We start from the raw sequence: 12,123 nt of genomic DNA on the forward strand, positions 1-12,123 counted from the left end.
TAAAAGTAGTCGTAAGTAATGTGTTTAGAGAAGTTATTGATTAGAAAAATTATCAATCGCTTGAATAGAAAGTTCCAATGATTTTATTCTTCTTTCTAAAAGTGTTCTTTGAGGACTCCCAAGCTTTGACTTATCGTAAATCTTTTCAATTGATGGAAGCAAACCAATCAGAACATTACGAGCTTCTGCTAAATCTTCCTGAGTATAATGATGAGTTTCTTGCTTCCAAACACTTTCTAACATAGCTAAGCCGATAATAGCTGCTTTGAGTCTTTTTTTCACTAAAGTAGTATTTGATCCTTTTTGAGTCATCTGTGATAAGGCATTTTCAAGTTTACTAATTGTTGACTGTAAAGATTTTATTGATTCTACTTTATCTATATTTGATACGTTTTTCATGTTAATGTTATCCCTTCTACGTTGCTAACTTGTTTTGTTTAATGTTTAATGAAATCCTTAAAAGCTTGATTTCACTCGAAATATTTTAACATAAATAACTAACTGTATTCGAGTTGGACAATAACTTAAAGTAAAACAGCTATTCCTCTCTCCTCCCCTGTAGCATTCTATTATATGTACTTCTTTCTTCTCATTAGAATTCCTATATAAACTAGTTGTTAATATTGAATGTTTTATGAACAAAAAAACGTACAAGTAATGTAACCTGTACGTTTTCGCTTTTATTCAGTAAGGTAATAAAGTAATAGCTTCCTGGTCTTCTCATAACTTATGAAATCTCTATACAAAATAGGATAATTCACAATTTCTGTTTCTAGAAAACGATATTGCGGAAACCACTCGAAAAACGATTTTCTTAACCACTTTATTTGTTGAAACGTAATGTTCTGTTCGTTTCCATTTAGTACAGAATTTAAAGTAGCTGCTGTATACATCCAATAATGATTAAAATCAGCGTTTATACAGTCATCTTTGGTAAACTCACTTTTTAAGTTTAGCTGCATTTTTGCTGTAGCACGATAAGGAAACGATTTGTGCAGTGGACTATGCATTCTCTGCAATTCATTAAAAATCACCTTTTTACCTAATAGCAACTTTCCACCCCTTTATTTCTCTATCCAATTTAATAAGTTTTCATAATGATATTGAGCATCGATATACCCAAGATTATATAGATTAACGAGCTTTTCCTTATTTCTTTCTATTCCGCTTATAGGAAGCTGTACACTTGGTTGAATTACATAAAAATTATCTTTTTGTTCTTCTCGATTCATATAAGATATCGTCTCATTATAAAAACGATAATGGTCTACTAAATTCTCTGCGATTTTCGGATATTTTCTATATAAAATTTTAGCCAGGCCTGAAAATTTATTTCGCTGCTTCTCATATCCTTCTGGCTTTGTCATAATGACAACGTTCTTTTCATAACCATCCTTTTGGGCTTTTAAAACTGGTATAGGGTCTATAATCCCTCCATCTAATAATTTTCGATTATTATATTCTACAGCAGGTGCTATAAACGGTACAGAGCTTGAGGCGCGAATGATTTTTAAAATATCATTTCCGTGTTCTGCTTTATTATAATAAATGGCTTGCCCTGATTCGCAATCAGTCGTCCCTATGACAAACTGTTCATTACATTTTAAGAAAGTTTGAAAATCAAATGGTACAATTTTATTAGGTACTTCATCAAATAAAAAATCCATTCCGAATAATTCACGTTTTCGAATTAAGTTTCGATAAGATATATACCTGTAATCTGATACTAGCTCTGTATTTACTTTCTTATTTCTACCTTTTTGACGTGACAAATAGGTTGCTCCCATACAGGCTCCAGCTGATACGCCGACTACATACGGAAAGAATAAGTTCTTTTCCATGAAATATTCGAGTACACCTGCAGTATATAAACCTTTCATTCCTCCGCCCTCTAATACTAAACCAATATTCTTCATGCTATATCCCTCTGCTTCTTTTTTCTTAATTTCATATTAGCATAAGATTTTAAGATGAGGTTATATAAACTAATTACAACAATAACCAGAAACTACTAAAGTAATGTCATAATATCTTTGTGAGTAACATGTTACAATATAAGTAATTCATTCCACATATATTAAAGGAGGAATTTAATATGGGTTTATTTAGCGGTATTTTAGGAAATGCATCAAATACGAGTTCTGAAAGTGTAGAACGTGATTTAGAGAAGATTATGCTAGACGATGAAAAAGTAGAGCATGCTTATAAATTAATTCGTGATCTAATCGTATTTACAAATCGTCGTCTTATTTTAGTAGATAAACAAGGAGTAACTGGCAAAAAAACAGAATACCATTCTATTCCTTATAAAAGTATTACACAATATAGCATCGAAACGGCTGGGCATTTTGATTTAGATGCAGAACTTAAAATTTGGGTGTCTAGTATGGAGGATCCAATTACGAAAGAATTTAAAGGTGACGATAGTATTTTAAGCATTCAAAAAGCGTTAGTAACCTTTACGACTAAGTAGTGGTTTTTGTATTTTTATTCATTTTTAAAATTACTAACCCGAGTATTTTGGAAGAAAATACATTATTTTTGTATATTTAATCTAAAATAACATAAAAAGGTAAAGCGTATTTTATATGCTTTACCTTTCTTTTTTGTAATAAATAAGTGTAGTTCATCATTTAATTTCTTTATAACTTCTGTTCTTTTATAACCCATCTTTTCGTATAAAAAGCAATTTTTCTCTTCTTCTAAAATAGTAGCAAGTTCCCAGCTCGTTGCTTCAGGAAACATTTCCTCAATTAATGTAAGTACCTTTTGGGCAATTCCTTTTCCTTGATAACTCGGGTGAATAAACATTGGACTCAAAATTTAGAGGGTGTTTCTTTTGGTGAAATGCATATCGCTCCAACAAGATTCATTGCCACTATTATTTTATAGAAGCCACCGTCTACATGATTTATTCTACAAATAGTTTTTTCGATAGTTTCATTTGCTGGATTTGTTTCATAGTCTTTATATTTATGTAATAAAGGGCTAAATGAGTCTATTTGCATTTGAAATATAACTTCTGCATCAGTTTCTGTCGCCTTCTCTAATATAATATCCATGTTACCAATTCAGCCGCTTTCTTAAAGAAGTAATATGAGCGGTATGATGACGACCATGCCATGCGTATAGTCCTATTGCAACAGCAAGTTTTGTTTCACCAGTTTCAGGATGGTTAAATGTCTTTTCTAAATCTTCAATTTCTAGAGAATATAAAAGGTTAACCCATCTTTTATGTAATGAATCTAGCATTACTAGTGAAACATCTACCGGTAATTTTGAATCGGGTAACTCTGCCCACTTCTCTTCTTTATACGGCTTAATAGTGGGATTCTTTTCTGTCAGTGCTAATTTAAAGCGTATGTAGCTATTCATATGACTATCAACGACGTGATGAACTACTTGACGGACAGTCCACCCTCCAACGCGATATGGTGTATCTAACTGCTTCTGATCTAAATCTTTAATTGCCTTCGTTAGTTCATTAGGTAAATCTTCAATTTCTTGAATCCATGTATCAATCATTTCTTCAGTTATAGGACGTTTGTATGTAAATTGGCCAATTGGATAACGTAAATCATTCATGAATAAGTCCTCCTTATTATAAGCGCGAAGTATTTCTCCAAATATAGTGTACAAACTTCACATGTTCTCCATGTAATTCTACAGATGTTATATCTGATTCGTTTTGGTAAGAAGAAAATCCGCTTTTTTCTAGTACAATTTGTGATGCGAGATTATTAGTCGTTGTTTTAGCATGAACTTCAGTAATTTCATTATTTTTCGCTACATCTAAAATTAATTTTACGGCTGCTGTTGCAACTCCTTTTTTAGTAAATTTTTCTCCGACCCGATAACCTAACGAACTAATTCGAGTTTCCGTATCTATATCTACTAAATTAATTCGCCCTACAATTTCTTTTTCTTCATTACGAATTAAATAAAAATAAGAATCTCCATCTGCTTGTTCTATTAATAAATCGTCTAGTAGTTTTTGGAAATATTCAAATTCAAAATATTTTGAGCCACGATTTGGTACCATTGTTTCAAAAAAAGATTTATTCGTAAGTTCAAACGTAAATAAATCCTTAGCATCTTGTTTCTTTAGTTGCTCTATGTATATTTCCATCCCGTATTCTCCTTCTAGATTTACTAACTGTTATACATTCTTTTTTAATCAATTATATTCCTGCTATTACTTTCGATTAAGTAATACAGATAGTAGCACTTTCGGATGAAAAAGATGAAATGGACTACGAATTAAATTCATAACTCGTACTAACCGAATATAAACATCAGAATTACTTGCGGATAGTCGATATATTTGTTTCGTATACCATAGCTGAAATTTTTGTTTTGTAGTTAATTCTCTCTTTAGTTGCGGATGACGTGATATTTCCGTTGTTGTCATATCCCATGGGGTTTCTATTATAGTAGCTGCCTTTTTATAAAATTGTTGTGTAAATGTTTTATCAAGTTGTTTTCTACCTTGCAGAAGTAATTGCAACTGGTGAGCCTCCATAGCAGCAACTGATACGCCTTGGCCGAAAACGGGATCAAAACGACATTGCGCATCTCCAACAACTAATAAGCCTTCTGGTACATTATTCACTAAATCAAATCGCCGGCGTACTTGATAAGGAATTTTGTATGTCTTTATATCAGTAATTCCCTCAGCCTTGTTTAGGAAGTCTGTAACATTAGAAATTGATAGGTTTTCAGCAAAATCATAAAACTCATCATCTGTTTGTGGTGCTTTCTCGTTTGCGTATCCACTGAAAGTAACAAAATAACGATTATCTTCTATCGTTTGAATAAGAACGCCATAAGGGTTATCAGGGAAACTCGGAGACATTAACATATTACAACAGTCTAATTTCTCATTTTCTTTAAGTTTGAACATTTTCGTTGCGTAAAATAAATCAATACGAACTTTCTCTTCTTGTACTTCAATTTCGTATTCTCGTAACCACTCTATACTTTTTGAGCCAAATCCACTCGCATCAACTACAAGGTCTGCATGAACTTCTTCTTGTATGTCTGTCTCTAAATATTTAACTTTTACTCCACACACTTTGTTAAGCTTTTCATCTACCAATAACCCTTTAACCAATGTTTCATATTTAATAGTAATATTTGAAATTTGATGTATTCGTTTTTGAATATGCCATTCTAGCAAAGGACGACTTTGTTGAATCATATGTACTTCCCCTATGAATGGCTGTTTCCATAAACCAAATTGATGCCATTTTAAATCACGAGTAAAGTTATTTACGATACTACCTGCTTCTATTAATTCATTCGTAATAGTAGGAAACAATTCTTCAATTGCGTTTTCTCCACCTTTTAATAACACGTGAGGATGATTACTTTGTGGAACTCTTTTTCTCGAAGACTTTCCATCCCACCTTTCACCAGCTTCTATAATGATTACTTCTTTAAAAGAAGTTGATAATGCTTTTGCTGCAAACTTTCCTGCCATACTTCCACCAATAACGATAGCCTTATTAAACATATTTTCCCCCTTAATAAAAAGAGATCCTGCCTTGTATGAAACAGGATCTTAAACTAATTAACTTCTTTATCATTATACTTAAAATACATCAGTAAATTGCAACATTAAAATTAAAATACCTAATCCCCATACGTAATACGCGAATACTTTTAAAGAGTGACGTTTTAAATATTGAATCATCCATGAAACGGCTATGTATCCAAAAAATGCTGCTGATAACGTTCCGACAATTAAAGATGTACTAGAAATAGATTCTGCTTTCCCTTGAAAAACGTCTACAAATTGCAAAATGATAGCTCCAACAATGGCTGGTGTCGAAAGTAAAAAAGAAAAGTAAGCAGCTGTTTCACGATCTAATTTTCTCCATAATGCAGCGACAATTGTCATTCCAGAACGAGAAATGGCTGGAAAAATAGCAGCAGCTTGAAATGAACCGATAATTAATGCGTCTTTATATGTTATGTCATCCATTTTTTTACGACCATTCTTTTGTTTATCTGCCATGTAGAGAAAGAATCCGCTCACTAAAAACTCCCAACCGATCGTGATTCCTGTTTTTGAAATATCTTCAAAGAAGTCTTTAAACAATAAACCAATAACAACTGCGGGTATTGTCCCAACGATAAGTAATAACATGAGCTTTGAAAATGGGTTTTTAATTAAATATATAAATTCTTTTTTGTAATAAATAAAAACCGCAAGTAAAGTCCCAATATGCAGCATCGTATCTAAAAATAAGCCAGCCTCATCTAATCGGAACAAATGCCTTCCTAAATAAAGATGTCCGGTACTACTGATTGGTAAAAATTCTGTTAAACCTTGAATTATACCTAGTATGAAAGCTTCTAACCAATTCATGATGGTCTCCTTTCTCTTTTGCTTGTACCAATATATGAGGGTTAAATTTTCGATATGAAAAAAACTATATTTCTCTATGAATTTACTTTTCATTTATGGATATATATGTAAAGAGGGTTAAGGAGGGTTATTATGTGGAAGCACACAAAATTCGGTAATGTATTACTTTGGGTGGGCCCTATCCTTGTATTTTTAGGACTATGTATGACAAATGTTATTTCAGATATTCCTTTCTTTGAGGGAAAACATAAAACGGTTGGTATTATACTTATATTTATAGGTGTAATCTGTTTTGTTGCTGCTAATCATTTGAAAAAAGGAGAAAGATATGAAGAATAAATCTAAATAAAAAACAATCCTGGCATATTAGCTAGGATTGCTTTTTATTAATGTTGATTATTTGTAAAATACTTTATCAACGTTATATTTCGCTTTGTATTCATTAATGATATATGTTTCGTAAATTTCTCTTTCCTGTTGGATCTTCTACGATACATGCATCAATGCGGTATACTTCATCACGGTGATTTTTAATTGGTGAAACATTATCTTCAAAATGCTTCTTAATACGTTGTCTAATTTTACGAGCTTTACCTACGAAAAGAAGTTCGTCATTAATATTGTAAAACATAAAAATGCCGCCTTTATCTCTAGGGAACAAGTGGAAATCGATAAATCCATTAATTGGAGTAATGATTGGCTCGTCTCCTTTAATAACTTGTTTACGTTCAGTAATTGAAACATCAGCTTCAGGAATATTAATTTTAATCAAGTTCATTCACGTCCTCTTTTATTATAAAGATAAATAATAGCATACATAAGTAAGAAAAGCTATGTTCAGAGGCATATTTCATTTTATAATTCAAATATTATAGGTGTATCATGTAAACTTTTCTTCCAAATCATATGATCGCTGGATTCTCCCCAGTAATCTTTCAATACATAGCTAGGTTTTCCAAACTTTTTCGTCCATATACTTTGCGCATTTTTATATCCACTATCTAAACAATATTCTGTTATCCCTCTGCTAAGTAATGTAAGAAACATTGTATGTAGTAATAAACTCCCTATTCCCTTTCTCTGATACTCCGGAAGTATGAATACAGTTCCTATTTCATACAAATTTTTAAGTACACCACCTGTACAACTATTAATCAATGTACTTGCTGGACCGATTTCGATTGTTCCAATGATTTTATCGTTACTTGTATCAATTGCTAATAAAAAGTAACGACCTTCTCCGTTACTATCAAAATCACTTTTCAAATACTGCTTTTTTGAGTTAATTTCATTTTCTATGTCATCCAATGATTGTGACAATCCTTCATTTTTGTATGTATTCGTAATAACGATACGGAAAAATAAATATAGTTCATCTACATCATTCAAATTCGGTCTTCTAACTGCAACGTTAGTCATGAATTCAATCTCCAATCCTCATTATGCCATTGTTAATACAACACTTTATATAATCTATTCATCATTATTCTGCAAAAACCTGCATAAATCCAACAGTATAGAAAGCTCATTATAGATATTGATAAAATAATTTTTATATCCATAGTTGTATGAACAGCAGGACCAAGTACCGGAAAACGGAAAACATCGAGAACAATCATAATACCAATAATTAGACAAGTTGCTGAAAAGGAAACAATCCAAATTCTCCTCTTTAATTTTAAAAAAGATACTCCTAAGGCTAGACCTAATAAGCCTGTAGTAAAAGGAAAGACAATTAGTTCACTTGGCTCAATAATAAATAATAGAAAAATAGTAAGAATATAAGAAAGTATTCCCTCACGAATAGAATAGAAAATAGCAAAAAAAATCGGTAATGTCGAAAATGGACTAATGAGCAAACCTATACCAGGAACTAAGTTCCCAGCTGCTTGAAACATGGTGGCTAATGTACTCATCAAAGCTGTAAGTACTAACTTATTCGCAAGGGACAATTTTCTTTTATGAACAAAGCTCGTATCATGTTCTATCATCAGTTGATACCAATAACGTACAAACCAATTCATCAATATCTCCCCCTAAAGATGCCGCATTCATTACTTTCTATATTATTCATACACTAGTGGTTTATGAGCTGCTTTCTACTTGTTATGAATTACTATATAATAAAAGACTTTTAGGGGGATAAATTGTGCGTTTTGAAACAATATAAATTCCTTGGATTATTAAACTACGAGTGTGTATCGTATCAGGGAATAATTTCAAAAATGGTACCTTTATTAAAATCAGTTACTTTCATAGAACTGTAAACTCCTAAATATAATTTAGTTTGATTCAAATTTGTTCCTAAACTCATATAATAAGCTGCTTGCGTACCAAAATCATAATTGGTTTCAATAGCATGAAAGTCAGCATGTTTACCGTCTGTACCTGCTCTAGTATAGGCTAAAACACCTTTAACTGGCGGTCGAGAATCTTCTTTCTTAGCAAGGTCAGTAAACACTACGCTACCTGTTAAATTTGGAATTGCATTTCCCATATATGGCTGAACTCCTGTAAGTGAAGTTCCTCCAAACTTATCTGTTCTAGAATCTTTATGAAAATAACTAAGTAGAGGCAGAATACGCTTGACTGAAGTTTGTATTGTTTCATCATAATAAACCATTGTTCTCTCATCCAAAGTCTGATTCTCAGAACAATGTCGTATAAAAGAAGTAGGTAAATCCCCTTCCCATCCTCGCCACCCAAAATTGATAACCCCATCTTGATTGGGAGTTAACCTCATAAAATGCATTTGAACAAGTTCTGTAACCGGTATAGGTTTATATTGAACAAATGAAAAAATAGACTCTACAATATCTTGTCCGACATTTCCGGCGTATTTGATATATTGATTATAAAACCTTTGAAATGAAATGCCGGTTATATTACGTACTCCTTTTGCAATTACTGTAAGTGTTTCTTGTATAGATAAAGGAAGTTCATCGAAGCGTGTAACTACAGGAGGGTTATTTATAAATGTATTTTTACTTACATCGATTTCAATTATTTTACCTGCTATTTCTAAATCATCTTGGCTTAAATTAAATGGATCATAACCTGATCCGCCATCTCCATTTGTAAAAACAAGTTTTCCAGTCTCAGGTGAAAAGTTTAAACTATTGACTCCGTTATGATTAAAAAATGGTCTTCTTACATTCAGTAATGTTCGTCGCTTTTGAGCTTGACCATTAGATTGTAAAGTCCATTCTTCTACTGTATCAATGTGATCATATTGCGTATTTCTATTAACCCACTTTAAATTTAGCGTTTTAGGGTCACAAGGATTCGGTTTAAATTGCTCAGAAAATGCACCTGGCCCTTGAGTTCCAGCTACTGAATAATGAAGATAAAATAACCCATTTTGATAAAATTGTGGATGGAACGCAAGTCCAAGCAATCCGCGTTCATCATAACCGCTACTAGAAACACCTTCTTCAAATGTACCTAATTTAATAATTAGGTGACGAATATCTAAAAATATCTTTATAACTCCATTCCCTATGTAAAAAATCTCTCCTAATTGGGTTGCGATAAATAGTCTTTCGGTCGATTCGCCTGGAAGTATTGTTGTTTTCAATACGGTTGGTAAATTTATATTATGAACAATGGGTCGTAAACTAACTTTAACTTTTGTCAATTAACTGTACACCCCTTTTTCTTCTTTTTATAGAAGAATATGATTAGAGTAGTTTTGTTAGTATCAAATAAGTCGCATTCCTTTTTATTACAATTTTGTATATAATATAATTATAAATAATATGGGGGACGAACTATGATAATCGTACTACAAATCATCTTACCACTAATTTTCGCAGTCTATTTATTTACCCTCTATCATAACGGGACGTATGGATCAGCTTCATTCATTTTATCAGTCATGATAGGAATTTTCGGTTTAGAGAATATTTTTCAATATGCTAGTCTAACAGATCATGCTATTTATCCATATTGGGGCAGTTTGAAGGCTGTTGTTATCGTTTTATCAGTCGTATTTCTATTTAAAAAAGGTGGTTTAACAGGAAAATATTGATTTGTAATGCGTTACATATTTTCTTGTTAAATTGCTTTTATTTTATAAAAGCAGAAATATTTATGTAAAAACACGAAGGGATGTGTTACATATGTCTATAAATATTATTTCAATAGTATCTATCATAATATGGATTTTGTTAATTACAGAACTTATAAAACCTTCAAAAGAACAGAATGGACGAAAAATAGTAACTTTAGTAACTGCTGGTTCCGCATCAACACTTATTTTGACGGTTTCATTTATTCAAAATATCCCGTTTTGGAATTGATAGTGATATAACTAACAAAAATATGTATAAATAAAAAGATTAGGATTCACTCCTAATCTTTTTATTTTTTGAGGTAACACCATATGCCCAGTAAGCTAAGATTTTAAGACACCCCCTTAACGAGAACTTTACATTTTCACAATTATTTATGAGAATTCGGCTCGTTTTTCCGTTTTGGGGAAGAATCAATTTCTTAAGTTGATGACGATGTGGATAGTATCCCAGGTATCACAAAATGATGTGAAAAATGACAAAACTGTAAGATAACGAACTATTTTGTAAGGGAAATCACTCGTTTCATTCGCCAATTTTTTCTATAGTAAGGATAAGAAGAAAACAAATAAGATGATATGAAAATGAGTGTTAATGAAGTAAAAGGTTTAACGAAATTTTATCAATCAAAAGGTGCGGTTGCGACAAATCTGATTTTTCTTTACAGGCTGTTCTTAATGAATTCATGAAATGGGATTGTACTTATATTGTAAGGAGTGGGACTATCGAAAACAGTACTATCGGTGCAACACCTAACGAAAGAAATCAAGGGCAAGTTGATTGTACAAGACATATCGTTCGATATGGTAGCGGGAGAAATTATTGGACTACTTGGTGCGAACGGAGCGGGCAAGACAACCACGATGAAGATGATAGTTGGTCTAAGCACAATAAGTGCCGGGGACGTGCAAATTGCAGGTTACAGTATTAAAAGTCAGTTTTCTAAAGCAATCCTCAATGTAGGGGCTGTGATTGAAGCACCTGCATTCTATCCTTATTTGAGTGGGTATGAAAATTTACGACAATATCAGCGTTTGCACAAAAATGCAAGTAAGGACTGGTTGCTGGAGGTAGCCAGTCTAACCGGCATAGAACATGCGCTTGATCAGCGAGTAGGCACGTATTCCATGGGAATGAAACAACGCTTGGGAATTGCACAAGCACTACTGCGAAAGCCAAAGTTGCTTGTGTTAGATGAGCCGATGAATGCACTTGATCCTGCTGGTGTCCGTGAAACCCGGAACTATTTAAATAGAATTGCGACAGATTTGGGCGTAGCAATTGTGATTTCCAGTCATCAACTGTCTGAGATTGAGCAGATGGCACGTCGAGTGGTTATTATGCAGAATGGTTGCTTAGTGACAGAGCAAAGGATTGATGATGGCTTAAATGATGGGAAATTCTGTATCACTCTTCACATTGATAATGTTGAGCTTACAAGCGAAGTTTTGGTTAACTTGTTTGGGGAAGATCATCATGCATTGGATTATATGCAGACAGAGAAATTATCTAACGGTGTGCATACTATAACAGTAGCTATTGATGAAGGGCAAGTTCCAATGTTGATTCGAGCATTGTGTGCTGCCGGGGTGGAAGTTCATCGGGTGTTGTCGACACATACGAGTTTAGAGGATAAGTTTTTAAAATGGACAACTGCGCGTGGTGAGGTGAGTTAAG

General features: G+C 32.7%; 15 protein-coding genes and 2 pseudogenes. 5 read left to right on the top strand and 12 right to left on the bottom strand.

The genetic code is table 11. From position 1 onward, the window contains the following. Nucleotides 1-33: 33 nt before the first annotated feature. The 3 genes from BC_RS13515 to BC_RS13525 all read right to left on the bottom strand — a co-directional run bounded on the left by BC_RS13515 (nucleotide 34) and on the right by BC_RS13525 (nucleotide 1,916). Nucleotides 34-399 carry a hypothetical protein gene (locus BC_RS13515; RefSeq protein WP_000800301.1) on the bottom strand — a complete coding sequence of 122 codons (366 nt, stop codon included), beginning with the start codon at nucleotides 397-399 and terminating at the stop codon, nucleotides 34-36. Nucleotides 400-680: 281 nt separating this feature from the next. Continuing rightward, nucleotides 681-1,052: a YxiJ-like family protein gene (locus tag BC_RS13520; protein WP_000924178.1), complete on the bottom strand. Its 372-nt coding sequence runs from the start codon at nucleotides 1,050-1,052 to the stop codon at nucleotides 681-683. 12 nt (nucleotides 1,053-1,064) lie between these two features. After that, entirely contained in the window at nucleotides 1,065-1,916 is an 852-nt protein-coding gene (locus BC_RS13525) for a patatin-like phospholipase family protein (protein WP_000789277.1), read from the bottom strand. A gap of 179 nt (nucleotides 1,917-2,095) precedes the next feature. Here BC_RS13525 and BC_RS13530 point away from each other — a divergent pair, with 179 nt between their 5' ends. Next, nucleotides 2,096-2,473: a PH domain-containing protein gene (locus BC_RS13530; protein WP_000522472.1), complete on the top strand. Its 378-nt coding sequence runs from the start codon at nucleotides 2,096-2,098 to the stop codon at nucleotides 2,471-2,473. A gap of 120 nt (nucleotides 2,474-2,593) precedes the next feature. Here BC_RS13530 and BC_RS13535 read toward each other — a convergent pair. The 5 genes and pseudogenes from BC_RS13535 to BC_RS13555 form a co-directional block, all read right to left on the bottom strand. Beyond that, a pseudogene (locus BC_RS13535) lies at nucleotides 2,594-3,062 on the bottom strand (GNAT family N-acetyltransferase). 1 nt (nucleotide 3,063) lies between these two features. Then, nucleotides 3,064-3,585, bottom strand: a complete 522-nt coding sequence (locus BC_RS13540; protein ID WP_000999070.1) for a YfiT family bacillithiol transferase — start codon at nucleotides 3,583-3,585, stop codon at nucleotides 3,064-3,066. 16 nt (nucleotides 3,586-3,601) lie between these two features. Beyond that, nucleotides 3,602-4,129, bottom strand: coding sequence for a GNAT family N-acetyltransferase (locus tag BC_RS13545; protein ID WP_000409241.1), 528 nt, complete (start codon nucleotides 4,127-4,129; stop codon nucleotides 3,602-3,604). Between the two features lie 66 nt (nucleotides 4,130-4,195). Further along, nucleotides 4,196-5,515 carry an FAD-dependent monooxygenase gene (locus BC_RS13550; RefSeq protein ID WP_000482062.1) on the bottom strand — a complete coding sequence of 440 codons (1,320 nt, stop codon included), beginning with the start codon at nucleotides 5,513-5,515 and terminating at the stop codon, nucleotides 4,196-4,198. Nucleotides 5,516-5,593: 78 nt separating this feature from the next. After that, a complete protein-coding gene (locus BC_RS13555) occupies nucleotides 5,594-6,373 on the bottom strand; it encodes an undecaprenyl-diphosphate phosphatase (protein WP_001104295.1) in 780 nt (259 codons plus the stop codon). Nucleotides 6,374-6,505: 132 nt separating this feature from the next. Between BC_RS13555 and BC_RS13560 the strand changes: the two genes are divergently transcribed. Continuing rightward, on the top strand, nucleotides 6,506-6,712 hold the full coding sequence (locus BC_RS13560; protein WP_000265476.1) for a hypothetical protein: 207 nt from the start codon (nucleotides 6,506-6,508) through the stop codon (nucleotides 6,710-6,712). Nucleotides 6,713-6,769: 57 nt separating this feature from the next. On the opposite strand, the pseudogene BC_RS13565 reads toward BC_RS13560, so the two are convergent. The 4 genes and pseudogenes from BC_RS13565 to BC_RS13580 form a co-directional block, all read right to left on the bottom strand. Further along, a pseudogene (locus BC_RS13565) lies at nucleotides 6,770-7,151 on the bottom strand (nucleotide excision repair endonuclease). 77 nt (nucleotides 7,152-7,228) lie between these two features. Then, entirely contained in the window at nucleotides 7,229-7,792 is a 564-nt protein-coding gene (locus BC_RS13570) for a GNAT family N-acetyltransferase (protein WP_000185966.1), read from the bottom strand. 32 nt (nucleotides 7,793-7,824) lie between these two features. Then, on the bottom strand, nucleotides 7,825-8,397 hold the full coding sequence (locus BC_RS13575) for a hypothetical protein (RefSeq protein WP_001103998.1): 573 nt from the start codon (nucleotides 8,395-8,397) through the stop codon (nucleotides 7,825-7,827). A 182-nt stretch (nucleotides 8,398-8,579) separates the two neighbouring features. Beyond that, nucleotides 8,580-10,010, bottom strand: coding sequence for a PQQ-dependent sugar dehydrogenase (locus tag BC_RS13580; RefSeq protein ID WP_000169990.1), 1,431 nt, complete (start codon nucleotides 10,008-10,010; stop codon nucleotides 8,580-8,582). 135 nt (nucleotides 10,011-10,145) lie between these two features. Here BC_RS13580 and BC_RS13585 point away from each other — a divergent pair, with 135 nt between their 5' ends. The 3 genes from BC_RS13585 to BC_RS13595 all read left to right on the top strand — a co-directional run bounded on the left by BC_RS13585 (nucleotide 10,146) and on the right by BC_RS13595 (nucleotide 12,122). Next, nucleotides 10,146-10,403, top strand: a complete 258-nt coding sequence (locus BC_RS13585) for a hypothetical protein (protein ID WP_000587699.1) — start codon at nucleotides 10,146-10,148, stop codon at nucleotides 10,401-10,403. 91 nt (nucleotides 10,404-10,494) lie between these two features. Further along, nucleotides 10,495-10,674: a hypothetical protein gene (locus tag BC_RS13590; RefSeq protein WP_000026314.1), complete on the top strand. Its 180-nt coding sequence runs from the start codon at nucleotides 10,495-10,497 to the stop codon at nucleotides 10,672-10,674. Between the two features lie 488 nt (nucleotides 10,675-11,162). Continuing rightward, on the top strand, nucleotides 11,163-12,122 hold the full coding sequence (locus BC_RS13595) for an ABC transporter ATP-binding protein (RefSeq protein ID WP_011110150.1): 960 nt from the start codon (nucleotides 11,163-11,165) through the stop codon (nucleotides 12,120-12,122). Nucleotide 12,123 lies beyond the last annotated feature (1 nt).

Origin of the sequence: Bacillus cereus ATCC 14579 (assembly GCF_000007825.1) — a bacterium.
Classification (GTDB): domain Bacteria; phylum Bacillota; class Bacilli; order Bacillales; family Bacillaceae_G; genus Bacillus_A; species Bacillus_A cereus.

Excerpts from the sequence above, each read along its gene's own strand:
- BC_RS13515 (WP_000800301.1), bottom strand. The coding sequence starts at position 399 with ATGAAAAACGTATCAAATATAGATAAAGTAGAATCAATAAAATCTTTA.
- BC_RS13525 (WP_000789277.1), bottom strand. The coding sequence starts at position 1,916 with ATGAAGAATATTGGTTTAGTATTAGAGGGCGGAGGAATGAAAGGTTTA.
- BC_RS13530 (WP_000522472.1), top strand. The coding sequence starts at position 2,096 with ATGGGTTTATTTAGCGGTATTTTAGGAAATGCATCAAATACGAGTTCT.
- BC_RS13540 (WP_000999070.1), bottom strand. The coding sequence starts at position 3,585 with ATGAATGATTTACGTTATCCAATTGGCCAATTTACATACAAACGTCCT.
- BC_RS13545 (WP_000409241.1), bottom strand. The coding sequence starts at position 4,129 with ATGGAAATATACATAGAGCAACTAAAGAAACAAGATGCTAAGGATTTA.
- BC_RS13550 (WP_000482062.1), bottom strand. The coding sequence starts at position 5,515 with ATGTTTAATAAGGCTATCGTTATTGGTGGAAGTATGGCAGGAAAGTTT.
- BC_RS13555 (WP_001104295.1), bottom strand. The coding sequence starts at position 6,373 with ATGAATTGGTTAGAAGCTTTCATACTAGGTATAATTCAAGGTTTAACA.
- BC_RS13560 (WP_000265476.1), top strand. The coding sequence starts at position 6,506 with ATGTGGAAGCACACAAAATTCGGTAATGTATTACTTTGGGTGGGCCCT.
- BC_RS13570 (WP_000185966.1), bottom strand. The coding sequence starts at position 7,792 with ATGACTAACGTTGCAGTTAGAAGACCGAATTTGAATGATGTAGATGAA.
- BC_RS13575 (WP_001103998.1), bottom strand. The coding sequence starts at position 8,397 with ATGAATTGGTTTGTACGTTATTGGTATCAACTGATGATAGAACATGAT.
- BC_RS13585 (WP_000587699.1), top strand. The coding sequence starts at position 10,146 with ATGATAATCGTACTACAAATCATCTTACCACTAATTTTCGCAGTCTAT.
- BC_RS13590 (WP_000026314.1), top strand. The coding sequence starts at position 10,495 with ATGTCTATAAATATTATTTCAATAGTATCTATCATAATATGGATTTTG.